This is a genomic window from Zoogloea ramigera (assembly GCF_006539865.1).
Classification (GTDB): Bacteria; Pseudomonadota; Gammaproteobacteria; order Burkholderiales; family Rhodocyclaceae; genus Zoogloea; species Zoogloea ramigera.
On sequence record NZ_BJNV01000050.1, the window covers coordinates 17594 to 38237 of the forward strand.

A 20644-nucleotide genomic window follows, 5' to 3' on the forward strand; every position below is an offset into this window, starting at 1 on the left:
AAAGCGACGCCGCGCGCCGGTGTCAGGCCGGCCCGTGCTCGACGAAACCGCGGATCAGCTCGAGCAGGACGTCTTCGTCGTAGGGCTTGCCCAGGTAGTGATTGACTCCGATCTCTTCGGCATAGCGCTTGTGTTTTTCGGCCGTGCGGGAGGTGATCATGATGATCGGCACTGCCTTCAGGCGCAGGTCGGCGCGGATGTTGCGCGTCAGGTCGAAGCCATCCATGCGCGGCATCTCGATGTCGGCGATGATCACGTCGGGCCGCAGGGTGAGGAGCTGCTCGAGGGCGTCGACGCCGTCCTTGGCGGTCACCACGCGGTAGCCTTCGCGCTCGAGGAGGCGGCCGGTGATCTTGCGCACGGTGAGGGAGTCGTCGACGACCATCACGGTGGGCTGACTCGGAGCTAGGGCCGCCATCGGCGCCACCGGGCCGTCGTCGTCGGCGGCGGGCGTGCGGCCGGCCAGGGCGACCGGGTTGAGGATCAGCACGATCTCGCCGTCGCCGAGCACCGTGGCGCCGGAGTAGCCGACCATCCGGGCGTACTGGGGGCCGGCGTTCTTGACGACGATTTCCTGGTTGCCGCGCAGGCTGTCGACGTGCAGGGCCAGGGTTTCGCTGCCGGCGCGCAGCAGCAGCACCCAGTTGAAGCGGTCGGCCTGGGGCTGGGATTCGAAATCGCCCAGCAGGCGCGGCAGGTAGCGATAGCTGAAGTGCTCGCCCATCCACTCGGTGCCCTTGGCGTTGCGGATGTCGTCGAGGGCCGAGGCCTTGAGTTCGAGCACCTGGGCCACCATCGACGAGGGGATCGCGAAGGTGCGGCTGCCCGCGCGCACCAGCAGGGCCTGGGCGACCGCCAGCGTGAGTGGCAGGTTGATGCGGAAGGTGGTGCCCTGGCCGGGTTCGGTGGCGACGCCGATGCGGCCGCCGACGGCGGCGGTCTCGCTCTTCACCACGTCCATGCCGACGCCGCGACCGGCCAGGCTGGAGAGGCTGGCGGTGCTGAAGCCGGGCACGAAGATGAGGTTGGTGAGGCGCTTGCTGTCGGCGTCCTCGTCGGCGCCGAGAAGGCCGTTGGTGATGGCCTGGGCGCGGATGCGGGCGAAGTCGAGGCCGGCACCGTCGTCGCGGAACTCGATGACGACGTCGCTGCCCTCGTGGGTGACCTTGAGGGTGATCTGGCCGATCTCGGGCTTGCCGGCGGCGCGGCGGACTTCGGGCGGCTCGATGCCGTGGGCGACGGCGTTGCGCACCAGGTGGCCGAGGGGCGCGGTCATCGCCTCGAGCACGCTGCGGTCGATTTCGATCTGGCCGCCGATGATGTCGAGGTTGGCGCGCCGGCCGAGCTCCTTGGCGGTCTGGCGGACCAGGCGGTAGAGGCGCTCGGCGAGGCTGTCGAAGGGCACCATGCGCACGTGCATCAGCGATTGCTGGAGCTCGCGGGTCATGCGCGACTGGGCGTGGAGGGCCACTTCGGCGCCGTCGAGGTTCTTGAGCAGGTTCTGCTGCACCGTGGTGACGTCGCCGACGCTCTCGGCCATCATCCGGGTGAGCTCCTGGAGGCGCGTGTAGCGGTCCATTTCCAGGGGGTCGAACTCGGTGTGATGGGTCTCGACCTGCGAGAGGCGCGACTGCATCTGGGTGTCGGCCTGGATCTCGACTTCGCGCAGCTGGTTGCGCAGGCGGATGACGTTTTCGGTGAGGTCGAGCAGGGAGCGGCGCAGGGTACGCAGCTCGCCCTCGATGCGGGTGCGGGCGATGCTGATCTCGCCGGCTTCGTTGACGAACTGGTCGATGCGGCCGGATTCGACCCGCAGCTGGGTGCGGGCGGCCTGGGCGGCGATGTCGCCGGGCTGGGCCGGGGCGGCTTCTTCGATGGCAATCGAGGTGTCGATGCCGGCGGGGGCCGCGACGGCTTGCGCCACCTCGGGCATGCCGAGGTTGTCGAGGGTCTGGCGGGTCTGGTCGAGGGCGGTTTCGAGCTCGTCGACGATCTCGAGGCCGGAGTCGGGCTGGTGGCGGGCCCGTTCGAGGCGGGTTTCGAGGTCGTGGATGCTCTGACCGAGGGTCATTGCGCCGACCATCCGGGCGCTGCCCTTGAGGGTGTGCAGCAGGCGGGCGATGCTGGCTGGGGGGGCCGCTTCGTCGGGGGCGGAGCGCCAGTTGTGCAGTGCGGTGCCGAGCTGGTCGAGGAGCTCGCTGCCTTCGTCGAGGAAGATCGGCAGCAGGTCGGTGTCGAGCTCGTCGCGCAGCTGGGGCACGGCGGGGGCCGTGGCGGGCTCGGCGCTGCGGGCTGTGGCGATAGTGGCCGGGGCGGGGGTTTCGCTCTGCGGGCTGATGACTTCCGCCAGGTGCGTGGCCTGGATGTCGTTCAGGCTGGCGACGAGTTCGGGTGTCGGGGCTGGCAGCTGGCGGGCGCCGAGCTCGATCAGCATGCTTTCGAGCGCGGTGGCGGCGGCGTTGAGCTGGGCGGTTTCGCCGGCGCTCGGGGCACTGTCGTGGTCGACCAGACGCTGCTGGGCGAGCTCGAGGGCCTTGGCGAGCTGCTGCGGGGCTTCGAAGCGGGCGGTGCCGGAGATGCCCGCCAGGGTGTGGGCGGCGCGGACTGCGGCGGCGACGGGCACCAGGCTGGCATTGACCGACAGGCGGGCCAGTTCGTGGCGCAGGGTGGCTACGTGCTGGCGGGCTTCCACCAGATAGAGGTCGAACAGGGGCCGCGACAGGGTGACGTTGCCGAGGCGCACTTCGTCCGGGCTGAGTTCGGCGCTCTCCGGGGGCTCGGCGGGCTCGAGGGCTTCGGCTTCGAGCGTGTCGTCGTCGTCGATCGGGGCTTCGGCTTCGAGCGCGTCGAGGCCCACCGGTGCGTCGGCAACGCTGGCCGGTTCGCTGATTTCGGTGCTTGTGGGCTCGAAGGCTTCGGGTTCGAGTGCCGTGGTTTCGGCGCTGGGCTCGGCGATCTCCTGGGGCTCTTCGGGCTCGAGGGCTTCCAGGGCTTCGTCGACGGTGAGGATCTCTTCCGGCAGCTCAGACAGCTCGGGCAGGGTGATGGCCTCGATGATTTCCGGGGGGGAGGCTTCTTCTTCGAGGGGCTGGGCTGCGCTGTCGTCGAGGGTGAAGTCGAGATCGACGGGGTTTTCGATGCGAGGGGCTTCGACGGGCAGGGCCTCGTCTGCCGGGAGTTCTTCTACGGTGATGGCCTCCGCGGTGGCGGAGGGGCTGTAGTCGTCGTGATCGAAGTCGAAGTCGAGGCAGGTTTCGTCTGCGGCCGGCAGGGCCGCGGGTGCTTCAACCGGCGGTACGACGTCGGCCGGCACCCGGCTGTAGGGGCCGGCGTAGCTGCTGCGCTCGAAGTCGAAGTCGAGGGCGGTTTCGGTGGGGGACGGCTCCTCCGCGGCGGTGGCGTGGCCTTCGCCGCCGGTGAGGTCGAAATCGAGGGCGGCCTCGGACGGTTCGGGGGTGGTGCCGGGGAGCTCGAAGTCCAGATCGAAGACTGCGTCGGGCTCGAGATGGGTGGGCTCGATGCGGACGGGCTCGGCGCTGACGGGGGCGCTGGGCGGCGTTTCGGCAGCCTGGGGGCTCGCCTCGGGAGCTGCGGGCTCGTCGAAGCCGAGGATGGGGAGATCCGACAGGTCGGGCTCGAGGGGCTGGGGCTCGAAGCCCACGGGTTCGAAGGCTTCCTGCGCGAGGGCTTCGTTTTCGAGGGCCTCCAGGGCTTCGAGGGCGGCGTCGTCTTCCAGGGCGCCGAAATTGAAGTCCGACATGACCTGGGTGGCGGCCATGTCCGGGGCGGCGGCTTTGATCGGCGCGGGCTTGGCCACGACGGGCGGCGGGAGCGGGCTGACCGGGGGCGCTTCGCTGCCGCTGCGCAGACGCTCGGCGGTGGCGAGCAGGGGGGTGACATCCTTGTGGATGCCGGCACCGGCCTTGATCTGGTCGATCCACGCCGAGAAGCTGGCGTGGGCCTCGCCGATTAGCTGCAGCAACTCGTCGGAGACGGGGATTTCGAGGCGCAGCCAGTGGTTGAGGGTTTGTTCCATGCCCCACGCGGCTTCGCCGAAGTCGCGCAGGCCGACCATGCGGCCGCTGCCCTTGAGGGTGTGGAAGCTGCGCCGGATGGTGGTGAGCACCTCGACGTCGTGGGGGTTCCGGACCAGCTCGGCGAGGCGCTTGGCGATGGTGTCGCGGACGTCCTCGGCTTCTTCGAGGAAGATCGCCAGCAGTTCGGCGTCGAGTTCTTCTTCGCTGGCCTCGAGGAGGCGCGTGGCTTCGGCGGAGAGGGCCGGGGCGGCGGGGGCCTGGGGCAGCTGGGTGGCTTCGGTGAAGAGTTCGCCAGCGTCGAGGAGCGTGAGGGCCTGGCGGGCCTGCTTCTCGAGCTCGAGGTCGGCGGTGAGCGAGGCGTCCTGGCGCAGGCTTTCGAGGTTGAGCTGGAGCTCGGTGCGCAGGCCGACGTCTTCGGGGTTGTCCTTGAGGGCGGCGGCGAGGGCGGCGGTTTCGCGCTTCTGGTGGGCGAGTTCGGTCTCGATGCTGTCGGCGGCCGGCGCCTTGCCGGCGTCCGGATGCAGGATGCGCTCGAGGTCGGCGGGGCCGTGCTGCAGGGCTTCGATGTACACCCCGAGGGCCGACAGGCGATGGGCGATTTCTTCGAAGGCTTCGGTGCCGGTGTCGGCATCCGGGGCGGAGAGGGCGGCGATGCGGGTGGCGGCGTCCTGGACGAGGCGCATCGCGGCGTCTTCGTTCATCACCGACAGGGCGCCTTCGACCTGCTTGAGGGGCGCACGCACGGCGGCCAGGATGTCGGCCTGGCCGGGGGCGCGGAAGAAGCTGTCGAGGCTTTGCTCGACTTCGGCCAGGCTGGTCTGGATCTCGTGGATCAGCTGACGATTGACTTCACGGCTCTGGGCGTCGGACTCGACGATGGCCAGGGGGCTGAGGCGTTCGCCTCGCTGGTGGGCCTTGAGCCGGTCGAGGAGGCTGCCGATCTGGACGTCTTCGGCGAGGTCGGGGCGGGCGTGGGCGTCGAGGCGGGTGTCGAGCACCAGCATCGTGGTGGCCACGTCCATCGACAGGGCGTCGGTGAGGCGGAGCGGGTCCTGGCGCAGCCAGCGGGCCATGTCGCCAAGGGCGGCGGCGATCTCGGCGACTTCCGGCTGCTCGAGGGCGCGGGCCTGGTCGATGACCGGGGCGATGGCGTCCTGGAAGCGCGGCAGGCCGACGGCACCACCCTTGGAGAACTGGTCCCAGGCTTCGCGGGCGGCGGAGAGTTCGTCGCGCAGCTTGCGCAGCACCGGGGCCAGCGGCATGTCGCTGATGCCGCGCTTGCCGCTGGGGATCAGGTCGCTGAGCTCGTAGGCGCTACGCACAGCGCCGATGGCCGGGGAGTCGGCGGCGGCGATTGCGACGTGGTAGAGCACGTCGCGCATGAGCCGCTCGGCGACGATGTTCGAGCCTTCCATGAAGCGGCGCATCTGGCCATCGATGCGGCCGCACAGGCGTTTGGCGCCGGCGTCGCTGGGGATGGCCTGCTGGCCGAGGGCGTCGAAGAAGGCGGTGGCGGCAAACCAGAAGGCCCGCGAGGCGGGGTTGCCCTGCATGCCTTCGATGCCGGCCACGGCTTCACGCATCTCCTGCGGGCCGCTGGGGTCGTCGCCGTTGCGGAACCACTTGAGGAGGCCCCGCTCAAAGCGCCCGCGGAGCGCGCGCAGCCGCTTCGGGTCGTCGTGGGTGTCGGCGATCTGGGGAAACGCCGGCCGGCGGGAGAGGTCGGGGAAGAACAGTTCGCCCGCGGTGGGGGCCTCGAGGCCCCGTGCCGCGGCGAGTTCGCCGTAAAGGGAGAGCAGGCGCAGGGCCTGGTCGGGCTGGCCGCGGGTGAGCTCGTCCAGGTAGTTGCCGATGGCCGCGATGCAGCGGCTGGCCAGGCGACGCACTTCGGGCGTTGCGGCGATCTGTTCGCTCGCCATCTCGCCGAGCAGGCGGTCGAGCTGCTCGGAGAACTGGGTCAGGCCGTCGAGGCCAACGATGGAGAGGGCGCCGTGGGCCTGGTGAAGATGGGTCTGGGCAAACTTGATCTTGCCGGCGCTGTCCGGGACGGACCCGGCCTCGGCGAGCGCGGTCATCGCTCGGTCGAGGGCCAGGTCGATTTCGCCTTTGACCCAGGTCAGTGGACCGAGGTCGAGTTCGTGTGCTGGGCTCATCGATGCTTTTCGGTCGGAATCCGTTCCAGGTCGGGGGGCTGTCGTGTCTGCAGGGTCAGACCTTGAAGCCGGAGACCGAGCCCTTCAGTTCGATCGCGAGGTCGGCCAGTTCGCCGATGGAGACGGCGGTCTGCTGGGTGCCGGTGGTGGTGCGGTCGGTGATGGCGAGAATGTTCTTCATCTTTTCGGCCACCTGGGTGGCGGCCTTGGCCTGCACTTCGGTGCTGCTCGAGATGCGTTCGATCAGGGTGGCGGTTTCGGCGGAAACGCGCTCGATCTCGGCGAGCTCCTGGCCGGCAGTTTCGGACAGGCGGGCGCCGTCGACCACGTCGCGGGTAGCGTTTTCCATGGCCGCCACGGCGTCGCCGGTGTCGGTCTGAATGGTCTTCACGATCGCGCCGATCTGCTTGGTGGCTTCGGCGGAGCGTTCGGCCAGGCGCTGCACTTCTTCGGCAACCACCGAGAAGCCGCGGCCGGCTTCGCCCGCCGACGCGGCCTGGATGGCGGCGTTGAGGGCCAGCACGTTGGTTTGTTCGGTAATGTCGGAGATGAGCTCGACGATCTCGCCGATCTCCTGGGACGATTCGCCCAGGCGCTTGATGCGCTTGGAGGTTTCCTGGATCTTCTCGCGGATGTCGTTCATGCCCTTGATGGTGTCTTCCACGGCGGCGGCACCCTTCTGGGCGGCCTCCAGGGAGCGGCGGGCCACCTGGGCGGACTGCAGCGCGTCTTCGGAGGCGGCGCTCATGGAACTGGCCATGCTCTGGGCGGTCTCGCCGGCGAGGCGGAGCTCCTGGGCCTGGCGCTCGGTGGCGGAGAGCAGCTCGTCGGAGGTGCGCTGGGCGGATTCGGTGGCGGTGGTCACACGGATGGAGGCGTCGTTGATGCGGCGCACCAGCACGGAGAGTTCTTCAATGGTGTAGTTAACCGAGTCGGCGATGGCGCCGGTGATGTCTTCGGTGACGGTGGCGCGCACGGTGAGGTCGCCGTCGGCGAGGTCGCCCATCTCGTTCATGAGGCGCAGGATGGCCTGCTGGGTGCCGTTACGTTCGGTTTCGGCGGCGTCGCGGAGCTGTTCGGCGGCCTTGTGGCGGCGGGCGATGTCGTCGTTGTAGGTCTTGGCCATCAGGGCCAGGCAGGCCAGGGCGAGCAGCGCGCAGACGATGATCGCCAGGGAGACCCAGGTGAAGAAGCCGGTGTAGGCGCCGTTGTAGCCTTCGGTCAGGGCGGTGGTCTTCTCGAGGAGGGCGGTGGAATCCTGGAAGATCTGGCTGCCGGCCTGCTTGGCCTGGACGAGCAGCTGGATGCTGCCGAGGATGGCGCTGACCGCGGCGAGGTTGTCCTTGGCGACGGCTTCGAGTTCGTTGAGCTTGGCCTTGGCGTCGCTGCCTTCGGAGGTCATCTTCTGGAGCTGTTCAAGCTGTTCGCGGAAGGTGTTGGTGTCCTTGCCGAGCAGGAAGGTGACGTCGGGGTCGATGGCGTTGGCCACCTGCAGCGCGTTGGCGTTCTTGGCGATCCGCTGGGTGAGCATCACGACCTGGCTGGCGGTGGCGATCTCGCGGGCCGAGGCGCCGCCCTGCAGCTTGAGCGCGGCGATCTGCTCGGAGAGTTCGAGCAGGTGAGGGTTCTTGGCGTTGATGTTGGCGACCGAGGCGCCGAGGGCGGTGAGGTTTTTCTTTTCCTTGAGCACCTTCTCGGCGTTGGCGTCGGTCTTCTTCCAGAGTTCGGTCACTGCGGCGAGCTCGGCCTCGACGGCGCTGCTGCCGCCCGGTACGCCGGTGCCGTTGACGTCGCCACCGTTGGTGACCGCGTCAAGGAGCTGGTTGAACCTGGCGCGGCTCTGCTCGAGCTCACCGAAGGCGTTGGGGTCGCCTTGCAGGGCGAGCTGGCTGGCCTTGGCGATCTGCTGGGAGAGGGTGCGCATCTGGCCGGCACCGTCGACGTAAGCGGTGCCGAAGCTGCTGACGCGGATCTGGTAGAGCACCAGCGCGGTGGTCAGGGCAGCAAAGATCAGGAAGGGGACGCGCAGCATCCGCAGCTGCTCTGCAGCGCTCTTGCCGCGCAGTTGCGGCCGCGCAGACGGATCCTGGGTCGTGCCCGATTCGTTGACGACGCCCATGATCGAAAGGGGGGGCGCAGCCTTGCTGCTGCCCAGCGACAGTCCTGGTAGCTTGAATGCCATTTTTGTCTTTCTTCAGCGAGCGGAGCCCGCTGCTCCTCCAGAATGTTTGTTCATGATTGAGCGGCGTCCAGAAAACGCGGGTGGTTCAGCAACTCGGCGACCTTGAGGCGGGTCCAGGGTGTGCCGAGGGAGTCGTGCAATACGTCGCCTACCCAGGGTCGTTCGGGGTCGGTGGCACTGGAGGCGACTTCGAAATCGTCGATGGAGCGCAGGCCCAGCGCGCGGCTCACCAGGATGGCGCAGTTGAGCCCATGGCGGACGCCGATCAGCAGGAGGCGGGCGTGCCCCACCGGGGGGATCGGGGCGTCGCCGTGGAAGGATGCGAAGTCCACCACTCCGAACAGGTTGCCGCGCACGCTGGCCAGGCCGCGGAACCACGGCTCGGCGAGGGGGACCGTCGCGAGGGGCGGGACGGCCAGGATCTCACCGGCTTCGGTGAGGTCGATGAGCCAGTTGCGCTGGCCGACCTGCACGGCGAGCAGCGCCGAGGCGCGGGTGTCGCGCGCGTCGGCAAGGCGCCGGGCGAGCCCGGCCTGGAATTCGTGGAGGCTGATCCGCTTCGCCATGGGGTGCTCTCAGCCGAGGGCCCGGATCTTGTCGAGCAGCGTCTTGTGGTCGATGGGCTTGACCATGTAATCGAAGGCGCCCTGGCGCATGCCCCAGATCTTGTCGGTCTCGAGGCCCTTGCTGGTGCACATGATGACCGGGATGTCGCGGGTTGCGTCGTCGCGCACGATGGTACGGGTGGCCTGGTAACCGTTGGTGCCGGGCATGACCACGTCCATCAGGATCAGGTCGGGGTGCTCGCTCTTGCTCTTGACGACGGCCTCGTCCCCGCTTTCGGCGGTGACGACCTGGTACCCGTTCTTGACGAGCACTTCCGACAGGGCGAGACGCTCGGTGGGGGAGTCGTCTACGACGAGGATTTTCTTGATCGGCATGGGGGCGGGTTTCTGACTGTCAATCGTTCGTGGAGGCCGGGCGTCCGTTGGTGTAATTGGCCACCGAGCGGAGCAGGCTTTCCTTCGTGAAAGGTTTCGTGAGGTATTCGTCCGATCCGGCGAGGCGCCCGCGGGCGCGGTCGAAGAGGCCGTCCTTGGACGATAGCATGATCACCGGCGTGGCCTTGAGGCGTGGGTTCTTCTTGATGAGCGCACAGGTCTGGTAACCATCCAGGCGGGGCATCATGATGTCCACGAAGATCAGGTCGGGCGCGTGGTCCGCGATCTTGGCGAGGGCGTCGAAGCCGTCCTCGGCCAGCACCACCTGGCAGCCGGCCTGCGCCAGAAAGATTTCTGCGCTGCGGCGGATGGTGTTGCTGTCGTCGATGACCATGACCTTGATGCCGCTTAAATTCACCATCAGTCTCCGGGGGTTTTGCCGATGTCTTAACCGGCGAGGATTTTAACGCGAGGCGAATAATGCCAGCTGAGGAATAAGCCTCACATCGCGATCATTTCGAAATCTTCTTTGCGGGCGCCACAATCTGGGCAGGTCCAGCTGGCCGGAAGGTCGTCCCAGCGGGTGCCGGGCGCAATACCCTCTTTGGGCAGTCCGTCGGCTTCCGAGTAGGTGAAACCGCAGATCAGGCACTTCCACGACTTGTATGGGGAATGCATGTGGGTGAGACTCGCTGTGATTTCGGCTAGAATCGCTCTGATCGTGAATGGTAGCGCAGTCGAAGTTAAAATTGTGCGTCCTCGTATCCCCGAATGACCATCCAGCGCAACGATCTCACTCCTCCTCTGGTTCTGGTTTTTGCCGCCGCCGACCCCACCGGCGGCGCCGGCATCCAGGCCGACATGCTGACGCTCGCCGGCATGGGCTGCCACGCGCTCACCGTCATCACCGCCCTCACCGTCCAGGACACCGCGGGTGTCGAGGACGTCCTGGCGGTGGATGCCGACTTCGTATCCGAACAGGCCAGGGCGGTGCTCGAGGACATGCCGGTGCAGGCCTTCAAGCTGGGCGTGCTCGGCAGCGTCGAGAACATCGAGGTGATCGCCGAGATCATCTCCGACTACCCCCACATCCCGGTGGTGGTCGACCCGGTGGTGGCCTCCGGGCGCGGGGACGAGCTCGCCTCCGAGGCGATGCTCGAGCGCCTGCGCGAGCTGATCCTGCCCCAGACCACCGTGATCACCCCCAACACCATGGAGGCCCGCCGCCTGGCGGCCCGCGGCCATGACGACCATGACGAGCTCGACATGTCGGCCTGCGCCCGGCGCATCCTGGCCACCGGCTGCAAGTACGTGCTGATCACCGGCTCCCATGCCAACACGCCCCAGGTGGTGAACACCCTCTACGGCATCCGCGGCGTGCTGCGCGCCGACGCCTGGGAGCGCCTGCAGGGCAGCTACCACGGCTCGGGGTGCACGCTGGCCTCGGCGCTTGCCGGAGCGCTGGCCCATGGCCTCGATGTGTCCCAGGCGGTCTTCGAGGCCGAGGGCTTCACCTGGCAGAGCCTGGTGGCCGCCTTCCGCCCCGGCATGGGCCAGTACATCCCGGACCGCTTCTTCTGGGTCCGGCCCTCCGACGACGACTCCGAAACCTGATCGATGTTTTTGCCCGGCCTCTACCTCGTCACGCCCGACCAGGCCGACGGCGACGCCCTTGTCGCCGCCGTGGCGGCCCTGCTGCCCGCCCGCCCGGCCCTCGTCCAGTACCGCAACAAGCTTGCCGACGCCAGCCAGCGCCGCGAGCAGGCCGGGCGCCTGCTGGCCCTGTGCCGCGCCGCCGGGGTGCCGCTCGTCATCAACGACGATCTGGCGCTGACCCTGGCGATCGGCGCCGACGGCGTCCACCTGGGCCGCGACGACGGTGACCCGGCGGAGGCCCGGCGTGCCCTCGGGCCCGGCCCCATCCTCGGCGTCAGCTGCTACGACGAATGGCCGCGGGCTGAAGCCGGCGCGGCGGCGGGCGTCGATTACCTGGCCTTCGGCGCCGTTTACCCGTCGCCCACCAAGCCCCACGCACCCCGCGCCAGCTTCGAGCTGCTCGCCCGTGCGAAGCGTGATCTCGGCCTGCCGGTGGCGGCCATCGGCGGCATCACCCTCGACAACGCGCCTCCGCTGATTGCCGCCGGCGCCAGCCTGCTGGCGGTGATCAGCGACGTCTTCTCCGCCCCTGGCCCGGCGGCCCGCGCGGCCGCCTACGCCGGGCTCTTCCCAGGCCCCTCACAGGAAACCACCGCATGACCAGTCGCAACGAAGAACTCTTTGCCCGCGCCCAGCGCACCATCCCCGGCGGCGTCAACTCGCCGGTCCGGGCCTTCCGTTCGGTGGGCGGCACGCCGCGCTTCCTCAAGAAGGCGCTGGGCGCCCGGGTGTGGGACGCCGACGGCAAGGAATACCTCGACTACGTGGGCTCCTGGGGCCCGGCGATCCTCGGCCACGCCGACCCGGTGGTGGTCGAGGCGGTGCGCAGCGCGGCCCTCGACGGCCTGTCCTTCGGCGCGCCCACCGAGCGCGAGATCGAGATGGCCGAGCGCCTGTGTGCGCTGCTGCCGAGCATGGAGATGGTGCGCCTCGTCTCCAGCGGCACCGAGGCCACGATGAGCGCCATCCGCCTGGCCCGCGGCTTCACCGGCCGCGACGCGATCGTCAAGTTCGAGGGCTGCTACCACGGCCACGCCGACAGCCTGCTGGTCAAGGCCGGCTCGGGCCTGCTCACCTTCGGCAACCCCTCGTCGGCCGGCGTGCCCGAAGACTTCGCCAAGCACACCCTCGTGCTCGACTACAACGACCCGGCCCAGCTCGAGGAAACCTTCAAGGCCCGCGGCGGCGAGATCGCCTGCGTGATCATCGAGCCGATCGCCGGCAACATGAACCTCATCAAGCCCTCGGCCGAGTTCATGCACCTGCTCCGCCGGCTGTGCACCGAGCACGGCGCGGTGCTGATCTTCGACGAGGTGATGACCGGCTTCCGGGTCGGCCCGCGGGGCGTGCAGGGCTTGTTCGGCATCACCCCCGATCTCACCACGCTGGGCAAGGTGATCGGCGGCGGGATGCCGGTGGGCGCCTTCGGCGGCCGTCGTGACATCATGGAAAAGATCGCCCCGCTGGGCGCCGTGTACCAGGCCGGCACCCTGTCGGGCAGCCCGGTGGCGGTGGCGGCGGGCCTCGCCAGCCTCGAGCAGATCGCCCGGCCCGGCTTCTACGACACCCTCGGCGCCCGCACCGGGCGCCTGGTGGCCGGCCTCAATGCGGCGGCGGCCCGGCATGGCGTGCAGTTCGTCGCCGATTCGGTGGGCGGCATGTTCGGCCTGTACTTCGCCCAGGCCGTGCCCCGCGACTACGCCGAGGTGATGGCCTGTGACAAGGAGCGCTTCAACCGCTTCTTCCACGCCATGCTGGATGCCGGCCACTACTTCGCCCCGTCGGCCTTCGAGGCCGGCTTCGTGTCGGCGGCCCACTCCGAGGCCGACATCGACAGCACCATCGCCGCCGCCGAGGCCTGGTTCGCGGCCGAGGCGGGCTGAGGCCAGTACGCTGCGGCAGCAAAAGGCCCGGTTTCCGCCGGGCCTTTTGTTTTACATCAGGAAGATCGTCGCCAGCCCGAGAAAGATGAAGAAGCCGCCCGAGTCGGTGACGGCGGTGATGATCACGCTGGAGCCCACCGCCGGGTCCTGCCCCAGGCGGTTGCGGATCATCGGGGCCAGCACGCCCACCAGGGCGGCCAGCAGCAGGTTGAGGGTCATCGCGGCGGTCATCACCGCGCCCAGCTTGCCGCTGCCGTAGAGCACCCACGACAGCACGCCGAGCAGGCCGCCCCACACGATTCCATTCACCAGCGCCACGCCCATCTCCTTCTTGATGAGGCGGGTGAGGGCGTCGTCCTGCACCTGGCCCATCGCGATGCCGCGCACGATCATCGTGATGGTCTGGTTGCCCGAGTTGCCGCCGATGCCGGCCACGATGGGCATCAGCGCGGCCAGCGCCACCAGCTTCTCGATGGAGCCCTCGAAGGCGCCGATCACCCGGCTGGCGAAGAAGGCGGTGACGAGGTTCACCGCCAGCCAGGCCCAGCGGTTCTTCACCGAGTCCCACACCGGGGCGAAGATGTCCTCGCCCTCCTTCAGGCCGGCCTGGCTGAGCAGCTCGTTCTCGGTTTCCTCGCGGATGAAGTCCACCACCGTGGCCACCGTGACCCGCCCGACCAGCTTGCGGTGGTAGTCCACCACCGGCGCCGACACCAGGTCGTAGCGCTCGAAGGCCTGGGCCGCGGTCTCGGCCTCGTCGGCGGGCTCCAGCGTCAGGGTGTCGGTGAGCATGATGCTGCCGACCACGGTTTCGGGGTCGTTGATGAGCAGCCGGTCGAGGGGCAGCACGCCACGGAGGTGTTCGTCCCGGTCGACCACGAAGAGCTGGTCGGTGTGGTCGGGTAGCTCTTCGAAGCGGCGCAGGTAGCGCAGCACCACCTCCAGGGTCACGTCCTCGCGCACGGTGACCATTTCGAAGTCCATCAGCGCGCCCACCGAGTCGTCGGGGTAGGACATGGCGGCGCGCAGCTGCTCGCGCTCTTCCTGGTCGAGGCCCTGGTAGACCGCCTCCATCACCGCCTGGGGCAGGTCAGGGGCCAGGTCGGCCAGCTCGTCGGCGTCGAGTTGTTCGGCGGCGGCGCGCAGGGAGTCCGGGTCCATCGACTCGATGAGGGATTCCCGCACCGCGTCGGACACCTCGAGCAGGATCTCGCCGTCCCGCTCGGCCTTCACCAGGTCCCACACGAACAGGCGCTCGTCGACGGGCAATGCCTCGAGGATGTGGGCGACGTCGGCGGAGTGCAGGCTGTCGAGCTTGTGGGTCAGCTCGTGGATGTGCTGCTTGTGCACCAGGCTCTCGACCAGCTCGTGCTTGGGCATCTCCTGGCGATGGACGAGGTCCTCCACCAGCTTGTGGCGGGCAAGCAGGTGCTGCACCTCGCGCACGTGGCTGTCGAGGTCGTCGTGGTGCTGGAGTTCGTCGTTATCGGCCATGGTCGGCGTCCCGCGGATGGCGTCGCGCCGGACGGCGCGCAGGCTGCGGATTCTACGGCCTTTGCTGCGCCGCGGCGACCCGCGGGCGGGGCTTTTCTGCCCGCCTTTGCCCCGCGGCGGGGTAGTGGGCGGAGCGCATGCCCCAGGGTGGGGCTCGGATGGCCCCGGGCGGGCCATCGATGGGGCTGCCTGACCCTCCGTTGCCTCAATTTGAGGCAACGGAGGGTGTCAGCCTACCCAAGCGAGGCTCAGTTGCCCCTTTTTTGCCCCGTTTTGGGGCATCGGAGGGACGCTGGATACCCAGCGGAGGGGCAGCGCGAGGCATTGTTGCCCCGTTTTGGGGCGTCGGAGGGTCGGCGAGACTCAACGGAGGGCTGGCGCAACCCAAGCGAGGGTCAGCGAGACCCTTTGGTGCCGTGCTGGCCGGCACCCAAGGCGACCCGCCGCCTACGGCCAGGCCCGCGCCCCGAACATCATCCGCTTGGCCACGAAGTGCCGCGCCGGCGGCAGCAGGTCGAGGGCGAACAGGCCGGCGCCGCGGGCGTGGGCGAGGGGGGTGATGGCGTTGCTGAAGAGGCGCACCAGGCCGTCGGTGAAGCGGATCGTGCCCTGGCGGTCGAGGCGCCGCTCGCTGGCGTAGCGCGCCAGGGTGTCGGGGGCGCCGGGGTCGCCATCGGCCCTGAGCAGCACCTGGGCGAGGGCCCACACGTCGCGCAGGGCCAGGTTGTAGCCCTGGCCGGCCACCGGGTGCAGGGTCTGGGCGGCGTTGCCGAGCCACACGGTACGCGGGCCGACGGGGTCGGGGCGGTAGCGCAGCAGCAGCGGGTAGCGGGCCCGCGGGCCGACGCTGGCAAAGTGCAGGCGCTCGCCGAAGTGGGCCTGCAGGCGGGCCCGGTAGGCGTCGTCGCCCTCGGCCATCAGGGCGTCGGCCTCGGCGGGGCTGGCGGTGTGCACGATGGCGCAGTCGCTGCCGCAGGGCAGCACGGCCAGCGGGCCCTGCGGGGTGAAGCGTTCCCAGGCCCGGTGGGCGTGGCCTTCGACGGGGGTGGCGACGCTGATCACGGCGTGCTGGGCGTAGTCGCGCTCGACAAGCTCGGGGGCATCGCTGCCCTGGATGCTGCCTTCGGCGCAGGCCACCAGACGGGCCTCCAGCGTGCCGTCGGCGAGCTTGAGGGTGACGTTGTCGGCGCCGGCGGTGAGGCTGCTCACCGGGCTGTCGCCCTGGATCGGGATGCCGGCGGCGGCGAGGGCGTCGTCGAGCGCCGCGGCGAGGTTTCCGGCGGCCACCACGTAGCCCATCGCGGGCAGGCCGTAGTCGGCGGCCGTCAGCAGGCTGCGGCCGAGGCGGCCCTGCTGGGAGATGTGGATGGTCTCGATGGGCGTGGCCTGCAGCTGCGGCCAGATGCCCAGCCGCTCGAGGGTCAGCCGGCTGCCGTGGGAGAGGGCCAGCACCCGGGGGTCGTGGCGGGCGGCGCCGCGGGCGCGGGCGTCCACCAGCAGGATGTCGAGGCCGGAATCCTTGAGCGCCAGCGCCAGGGTCATGCCCACCGGGCCGGCGCCGACGATGATCAGGTCATGCCTTGGCATGGGGGGCCTCACGCATCAGGGCTTCGATCTCGGCGATGGTCTTGGGGGTGGCGATGGTGATGATGTCGTTGCCTTCGGGGGTGACCAGCACGTTGTCCTCGATCCGCACGCCGATGTTCCAGAAGGCTTCCGGCACGCCTTCGGCGGGGCGTATGTAGGCGCCGGGCTCGACGGTGAGCACGTTGCCGGGGGCCAGCAGGCGCCACTGGCCGCCGGTCTGGTAGCTGCCGGCGTCGTGCACGTCGAGGCCCAGCCAGTGGCCGGTGCGGTGCATGTAGAACTGGCGGTAGCTGCCGGCTTCGAGCACGCCGTCGAGGCTGCCCTGGAGCAGGCCGAGGTCGAGGAAGCCCTGGGCGAGCACCCGGGTGGCGGCGTCGTGGGCGGCGTTCCAGTCGAGGCCCGGCCGCACCTTGTCGATGGCGGCGGCCTGGGCGGCGAGGACGAGTTCATACACGGCCTTCTGGGGGCCGCTGAAGCGGCCGTTCACCGGGAAGCTGCGGGTGATGTCGGAGGCGTAGCCGTCGAGCTCGCAGCCGGCGTCGATGAGGATCAGCTCGCCGTGCTGCATCTGGCGGTCGTTCTCGACGTAGTGCAGCACGCAGGCGTTGGGGCCGCTGGCGACGATGGAGCCGTAGGCCGGCGACTGGCTGCCGTGGCGGCGGAATTCGTGGAGCAGCTCGGCCTCGAGTTCATGTTCCCAGGCGCCGTGGCGGGCGGTGAGCATGGCGCGGCGGTGGGCGCCGGCGGTGATCGCGGCGGCGCGGCGCATGGTGGCGATCTCGCTGTCGTCCTTCACGAGACGCATCTCGTCGATAAGGCTGCGCACGTCGCGGATCTGGGCTGGTGCCTGGTGGCCGCTGCGGGCCTGGGCGCGCACGCGGTTGAGGGCGTCGGTGAGGCGGCGGTCCCAGTCGGGCTCGTAGCCCATCGAGTAGAAGATGGTGGGCTGGTTGAGCAGCAGCTCGGCGAGCTTGGCGTCGAGTTCGGCGATGGGGTGGGCCTCGTCGAAGCCGAAGGTTTCGCGGGCGGCGTCGGGGCCGTGGCGGTAGCCGTCCCAGATCTCGCGCTCGATGTCCTTGCTGCGGCAGAACAGCAGGCTCCTGGGGGCGTCGCCGGCCACCAGCACCAGCACCGCCTCGGGCTCACGGAAGCCGGTGAGGTAATAGAAGTAGCTGTCGAAGCGGTAGCTGTGGTGGGTGTCGCGGTTGCGGACGCGCTCGGGGGCGGTGGGGATGATGGCGACCCCGCCGCCGGCGGCCTGCATGGTGGCCAGCAAGCGGCTGCGGCGGGCCTGGAAGGGGGCGATGTCGAGGGGCATGGCGTGGCAGGGTGTCCGGGTTGAGGGAGGGGGTTATTTCAGGGCTTGGCCCGTCTGATCGAAGTGTTCATCGCCCTGGCTGCTTTCGGTTTCGAAGTGCCAGTGCTTGAGCTTGCCATTGTTCCAGTATTCGTAGTCGTGGTGAAACGTCCGGTTTCTGGTGACCTTTTCGGCCGTTGGCGCGCGCCCGTCCGGGAATACCTCGACCCGAAAGTAAGCCCTCTCCTCGCGGATACCCACCAGGTTTCGGGCCTGGGGCGGGAGATCGCCTGCGGCAGGAAGGAAATAATGGACGCCGGGTGCCAGCTTTGACACCCATTGGGCGTCGACGGAAACCGGATTGCGTTCGGTCAGCCACTTTTCAGCCCATCGAATGCGTGTGCCTTCCATGAAAAACCGATAGTGGGCGCGGGCGGCCTCGGCCTCGGCCTCGCTGATCGGGAGCTCAGGGCGAATCGGCAGTGAGTACAGGTTCGCCCTGGCGTAGAAGGCAATGCCGGTGGTTGCTGCGGAGGTGGGCATGGGTTTCTCCGGGTGGGCGTAACTGGGATGAATGACGCACCACAGCGCTGCCGCGAGGGTTGCGCAAATGACGGGAAGGCGAGGGGCCGGCAGGCGCATCGGCGTTTACTTCAGGTTCTTCGAGTTGCTCTTGCTCAGACCGACGTCTTTCATCATTTGCTCCTGGAAGTTGTGACAGTTGTACTTTCCCGGCCAGCGCCAGGTGGAGCCGTACTTGCCGGAAAAGCCACTGGCGAAGTCCCCGATGGATTTCTTGATGTCGGCCGCGGATTTGCCATTGAGGACGGAGGGCGAGAACTCCTCATCACCCGGATCGCCGTGGTGAGGGTCGCGGGTTGCCGTACCGCCCGCTCCTTTCATCTCGTTGAGCACGCCTGGGACGCCGCTGAAGGTTCCACCGATGGATACGCCGCTGGCGGGCCACCAACCAAAGCTCTGGCTGCCATCCACCTCGACCCACCAGTGTCCGTACTCCAGTTCCGACTTGTCGCCTGTTGCGGCTTTGAGGGTGCCGCGCACGTGGATGCGTTTCATGACCACCGTGGTCAGGACGCGCCGGACCTTGATGTTCAGTTTGAGGGTCTGATCGGGATGGATCGCGAAGCGTGCCCTGTCTGGGCTCATCTCGAATTCGTCCTGGGTGAGCGTCAGGGCGTAGAAGCCTGCCGCGATGCCGTCGAAGCGGCACTGGCCGGCGGCGTTCGTGGTGGCCTCCCCGGAGGACGCCCCGGCAATGGAGACCTTTACGTCCTTGATGACTTCACCGCTGCTGGTCTCCTTCAGGGTAAGCACTAGGTTGCCGGGCTGGCGGGGTTCTTCCGCGTACTTGGTGGGGGGCAGGGTGCCGATGGCGACGCCTTCACCGAGGTTGGTCACGGCGCGCTGTGCCCGGGCTGGGAAACGAGCTGGTCGATCCAGGCGAGGCGCTCGGGCGTGCCCACGTCCACCCAGCGGCCGAGCAGGCGGGCGCCGCTGACCCGGTTGCGCGCCATGGCCGCCCGCAGCAGGGGCGCGAGCTTGGCCGGGGCGTCGGGCGACAGGCCGGCGAACAGCGCCGGATGGTAGGCGCCCAGGCCGGAGAAGGTGAGGCGCTCGCCCTCTCCCTCGCGGACCAGCCCGTCCGGCGTGAGGCCGAAGTCGCCGTCCGGGTTATGGCTTGGGTTGGCAACCAGCAGCAGGTGGGCGCAGCGCACCGGGTTGAGTTCTTCGGCTGCCCGCCGCAGGCCGGCGAAGTCGGCGTCGCAGAAGACGTCGCCATTCACCACCAGGAAGGGCGCGTCGCCTAGCAGGGGCAGGGCGCGGGCGATGCCGCCGGCAGTTTCGAGGGCGCTGCCTTCGGGGGAGTAGCGGATGTTTACGCCAAAGCGCGCGCCGTCACCCAGCGCCTCCTCGATCATCTGCCCGAGGTGGGCGTGGTTGATGACGAGCTCGACGATGCCCGCCGCGGCGAGGCGTTCGATGTGCCACGCGATCAGCGGCTTGCCCCCGGCCGCGAGGAGCGGCTTGGGGCAGGTGTCGGTGAGCGGGCGCATGCGTTCGCCGCGGCCGGCGGCGAGGATCATGGCTTTCATGGCGTTAGAAGGAGTAGCCGACTTCGGTGACGGTGGGCTCGAGCTGCTCGAGAAGGCGCAGCAGCGGGCGCAGTTCGCCATAGCGCTCGCAGGCCTTGCGCAGGTAGTGCAGCACCAGCGGCATGTCCTTCAGGTAGCCGTCCTTGCCGTCCCGGTGGTAGAGGCGGGCGAAGATGCCGAGCACCTTGATGTGGCGCTGCACGCCCATCCATTCGTAGTCGCGGTGGAACTCGGCGAAGTCGGCGCGCACCGGCAGGCCGAGGGCGCGGGCGGTTTCCCAGTAGCGGGCCAGCATGTCGAGGGCGAAGTCTTCTTCCCAGTGGATGTAGGCATCCTTGAACAGCGAGGCGAGGTCGTAGCTCATCGGGCCATACACGGCGTCCTGGAAGTCGAGCACGCCGGGGTTGGGCGTGGTGACCATCAGGTTGCGGCTGTGGTAGTCGCGGTGCACGAAGACCTTGGGCTCGGCGAGGTTGACCTCGACGATGCGGTCGAACACGTCGTAGAGGTCGGCGGTCTGCTTGTCGGTGAGGGTGACGCCCTTGTGGCGGGCCACGTACCACACCGGGAAGAGCTCCATCTCGCGCATCAGCAGCGCCCGGTCGTATTCGGGCAGCACGTCGGGGCGGCTGGCCTTTTGAATGCAGATCAGCGCGCCGAGGGCGTCGGCGTAGAGGTTGTGGGCGTTGTCCTTGGTGAGCGCCTGCAGGTAGGTGGTGCTGCCCAGGTCGGACAGCAGCAGGAAGCCTTGCTCGAGATTCTGTTTGATGACCTGCGGCACGTGGGCACCGGCCGCGCCGAACAACTCGGCCACCCGGATGTAGGGGCGGCAGTCCTCGTGGCTGGGCGGGGCGTCCATCACGATCAGCGGGGTCGGATCGTCGGCGAAGCTGACACGGAAGTAGCGCCGGAAGCTGGCGTCGGCGCTGGCGGGGGCGATTTCGAAGGCGCGGCCGGGAAATTCGGCGGCAAGCCAGGACTGGAGTTGTTGGCGTCGTTCCACGGGAGTCGGAGAGGGGTTCGTGTAAAATCGCGCAGTTTATCAAACCACGGTCGGCTCGCCGGCCGGTTCCGCATCCCGGATGAAACCACGTACGCAGTTGAGCTTTCTGTCCATCGCCCTGTTCGCCCTGTGGGGGCGCGCCGGTGCCGAGGATCTCCCGCCCTTCGTGGTGCCTTCGGCCCTGCTCGGCCGCCCGGCCGCCACGGCCAGCCCGCCCGCCGCCGCGGCAGTCAAGCAGGCCCGGCAGGCTCCGCAGGCCGCCGCGAAGCCCGCCACGCCCGATACGAGGCCGGCCGC

Annotated in this window: 17 protein-coding genes; 4 read left to right on the forward strand and 13 right to left on the reverse strand. The window is 68.9% G+C overall.

The window, feature by feature from the left end; genetic code table 11:
- Positions 1 to 22: 22 nt before the first annotated feature.
- The 6 genes from ZRA01_RS13930 to ZRA01_RS13955 all read right to left on the reverse strand — a co-directional run bounded on the left by ZRA01_RS13930 (position 23) and on the right by ZRA01_RS13955 (position 9991).
- Positions 23 to 6190 carry a FimL-related protein gene (locus ZRA01_RS13930; RefSeq protein ID WP_141353226.1) on the reverse strand — a complete coding sequence of 2056 codons (6168 nt, stop codon included), beginning with the start codon at positions 6188 to 6190 and terminating at the stop codon, positions 23 to 25.
- A gap of 55 nt (positions 6191 to 6245) precedes the next feature.
- Positions 6246 to 8372 (reverse strand): methyl-accepting chemotaxis protein, encoded by a 2127-nt coding sequence (locus tag ZRA01_RS13935; RefSeq protein ID WP_141353228.1) that lies wholly within the window; start codon positions 8370 to 8372, stop codon positions 6246 to 6248.
- Positions 8373 to 8422: 50 nt separating this feature from the next.
- A complete protein-coding gene (locus ZRA01_RS13940; RefSeq protein WP_141353230.1) occupies positions 8423 to 8938 on the reverse strand; it encodes a chemotaxis protein CheW in 516 nt (171 codons plus the stop codon).
- A 9-nt stretch (positions 8939 to 8947) separates the two neighbouring features.
- Positions 8948 to 9313, reverse strand: coding sequence for a response regulator (locus tag ZRA01_RS13945; RefSeq protein ID WP_141353232.1), 366 nt, complete (start codon positions 9311 to 9313; stop codon positions 8948 to 8950).
- A 19-nt stretch (positions 9314 to 9332) separates the two neighbouring features.
- Positions 9333 to 9731: a response regulator gene (locus ZRA01_RS13950; protein ID WP_141353256.1), complete on the reverse strand. Its 399-nt coding sequence runs from the start codon at positions 9729 to 9731 to the stop codon at positions 9333 to 9335.
- Between the two features lie 83 nt (positions 9732 to 9814).
- Entirely contained in the window at positions 9815 to 9991 is a 177-nt protein-coding gene (locus tag ZRA01_RS13955) for a rubredoxin (protein ID WP_141353234.1), read from the reverse strand.
- Positions 9992 to 10084: 93 nt separating this feature from the next.
- Between ZRA01_RS13955 and thiD the strand changes: the two genes are divergently transcribed.
- The 3 genes from thiD to hemL are packed head-to-tail and all read left to right on the forward strand — an operon-like array spanning position 10085 to position 12852.
- Positions 10085 to 10927: a bifunctional hydroxymethylpyrimidine kinase/phosphomethylpyrimidine kinase gene (gene thiD / locus ZRA01_RS13960; RefSeq protein ID WP_141353236.1), complete on the forward strand. Its 843-nt coding sequence runs from the start codon at positions 10085 to 10087 to the stop codon at positions 10925 to 10927.
- A 3-nt stretch (positions 10928 to 10930) separates the two neighbouring features.
- Complete coding sequence (gene thiE, locus ZRA01_RS13965) at positions 10931 to 11569, forward strand: thiamine phosphate synthase (RefSeq protein WP_141353238.1); 639 nt, start codon at positions 10931 to 10933, stop codon at positions 11567 to 11569.
- Positions 11566 to 12852 (forward strand): glutamate-1-semialdehyde 2,1-aminomutase, encoded by a 1287-nt coding sequence (gene hemL / locus ZRA01_RS13970; protein WP_141353240.1) that lies wholly within the window; start codon positions 11566 to 11568, stop codon positions 12850 to 12852. Before thiE ends, hemL begins: the two co-directional genes overlap by 4 nt.
- 51 nt (positions 12853 to 12903) lie before the next feature.
- Here hemL and mgtE read toward each other — a convergent pair whose 3' ends face one another.
- From mgtE to ZRA01_RS14005, 7 genes are all read right to left on the reverse strand, one after another.
- Positions 12904 to 14346, reverse strand: a complete 1443-nt coding sequence (gene mgtE / locus ZRA01_RS13975; RefSeq protein ID WP_141353242.1) for a magnesium transporter — start codon at positions 14344 to 14346, stop codon at positions 12904 to 12906.
- Between the two features lie 447 nt (positions 14347 to 14793).
- The gene (locus ZRA01_RS13980) at positions 14794 to 15933 is read right to left on the reverse strand and encodes an FAD-dependent monooxygenase (protein WP_141353244.1); all 1140 of its coding nucleotides are present in this window, start codon (positions 15931 to 15933) and stop codon (positions 14794 to 14796) included.
- Positions 15920 to 17251, reverse strand: coding sequence for an aminopeptidase P N-terminal domain-containing protein (locus ZRA01_RS13985; RefSeq protein WP_141353246.1), 1332 nt, complete (start codon positions 17249 to 17251; stop codon positions 15920 to 15922). Before ZRA01_RS13985 ends, ZRA01_RS13980 begins: the two co-directional genes overlap by 14 nt.
- A 33-nt stretch (positions 17252 to 17284) precedes the next feature.
- Positions 17285 to 17773 (reverse strand): hypothetical protein, encoded by a 489-nt coding sequence (locus ZRA01_RS13990; protein ID WP_141353248.1) that lies wholly within the window; start codon positions 17771 to 17773, stop codon positions 17285 to 17287.
- 105 nt (positions 17774 to 17878) lie between these two features.
- Positions 17879 to 18649, reverse strand: coding sequence for a carboxypeptidase regulatory-like domain-containing protein (locus ZRA01_RS13995; RefSeq protein ID WP_141353250.1), 771 nt, complete (start codon positions 18647 to 18649; stop codon positions 17879 to 17881).
- The gene (gene murU / locus ZRA01_RS14000) at positions 18646 to 19335 is read right to left on the reverse strand and encodes an N-acetylmuramate alpha-1-phosphate uridylyltransferase MurU (protein WP_141353258.1); all 690 of its coding nucleotides are present in this window, start codon (positions 19333 to 19335) and stop codon (positions 18646 to 18648) included. Before murU ends, ZRA01_RS13995 begins: the two co-directional genes overlap by 4 nt.
- Before the next feature lie 13 nt (positions 19336 to 19348).
- The gene (locus ZRA01_RS14005; RefSeq protein ID WP_141353252.1) at positions 19349 to 20347 is read right to left on the reverse strand and encodes an aminoglycoside phosphotransferase family protein; all 999 of its coding nucleotides are present in this window, start codon (positions 20345 to 20347) and stop codon (positions 19349 to 19351) included.
- Positions 20348 to 20426: 79 nt separating this feature from the next.
- Here ZRA01_RS14005 and ZRA01_RS20565 point away from each other — a divergent pair.
- On the forward strand, positions 20427 to 20644 hold a 218-nt coding region (locus tag ZRA01_RS20565; RefSeq protein WP_371859302.1), incomplete at its 3' end, for a hypothetical protein.

Bases quoted from the DNA above. Each gene is read 5' to 3' on its own strand.
- hemL (WP_141353240.1), top strand. From the start codon at position 11,566: ATGACCAGTCGCAACGAAGAACTCTTTGCCCGCGCCCAGCGCACCATC.
- thiE (WP_141353238.1), top strand. From the start codon at position 10,931: ATGTTTTTGCCCGGCCTCTACCTCGTCACGCCCGACCAGGCCGACGGC.
- ZRA01_RS13990 (WP_141353248.1), bottom strand. From the start codon at position 17,773: ATGCCCACCTCCGCAGCAACCACCGGCATTGCCTTCTACGCCAGGGCG.
- ZRA01_RS13945 (WP_141353232.1), bottom strand. From the start codon at position 9,313: ATGCCGATCAAGAAAATCCTCGTCGTAGACGACTCCCCCACCGAGCGT.
- murU (WP_141353258.1), bottom strand. From the start codon at position 19,335: ATGATCCTCGCCGCCGGCCGCGGCGAACGCATGCGCCCGCTCACCGAC.
- ZRA01_RS13985 (WP_141353246.1), bottom strand. From the start codon at position 17,251: ATGCCCCTCGACATCGCCCCCTTCCAGGCCCGCCGCAGCCGCTTGCTG.
- ZRA01_RS13930 (WP_141353226.1), bottom strand. From the start codon at position 6,190: ATGAGCCCAGCACACGAACTCGACCTCGGTCCACTGACCTGGGTCAAA.
- ZRA01_RS13940 (WP_141353230.1), bottom strand. From the start codon at position 8,938: ATGGCGAAGCGGATCAGCCTCCACGAATTCCAGGCCGGGCTCGCCCGG.
- ZRA01_RS13955 (WP_141353234.1), bottom strand. From the start codon at position 9,991: ATGCATTCCCCATACAAGTCGTGGAAGTGCCTGATCTGCGGTTTCACC.
- ZRA01_RS13980 (WP_141353244.1), bottom strand. From the start codon at position 15,933: ATGCCAAGGCATGACCTGATCATCGTCGGCGCCGGCCCGGTGGGCATG.
- thiD (WP_141353236.1), top strand. From the start codon at position 10,085: ATGACCATCCAGCGCAACGATCTCACTCCTCCTCTGGTTCTGGTTTTT.
- mgtE (WP_141353242.1), bottom strand. From the start codon at position 14,346: ATGGCCGATAACGACGAACTCCAGCACCACGACGACCTCGACAGCCAC.
- ZRA01_RS13935 (WP_141353228.1), bottom strand. From the start codon at position 8,372: ATGGCATTCAAGCTACCAGGACTGTCGCTGGGCAGCAGCAAGGCTGCG.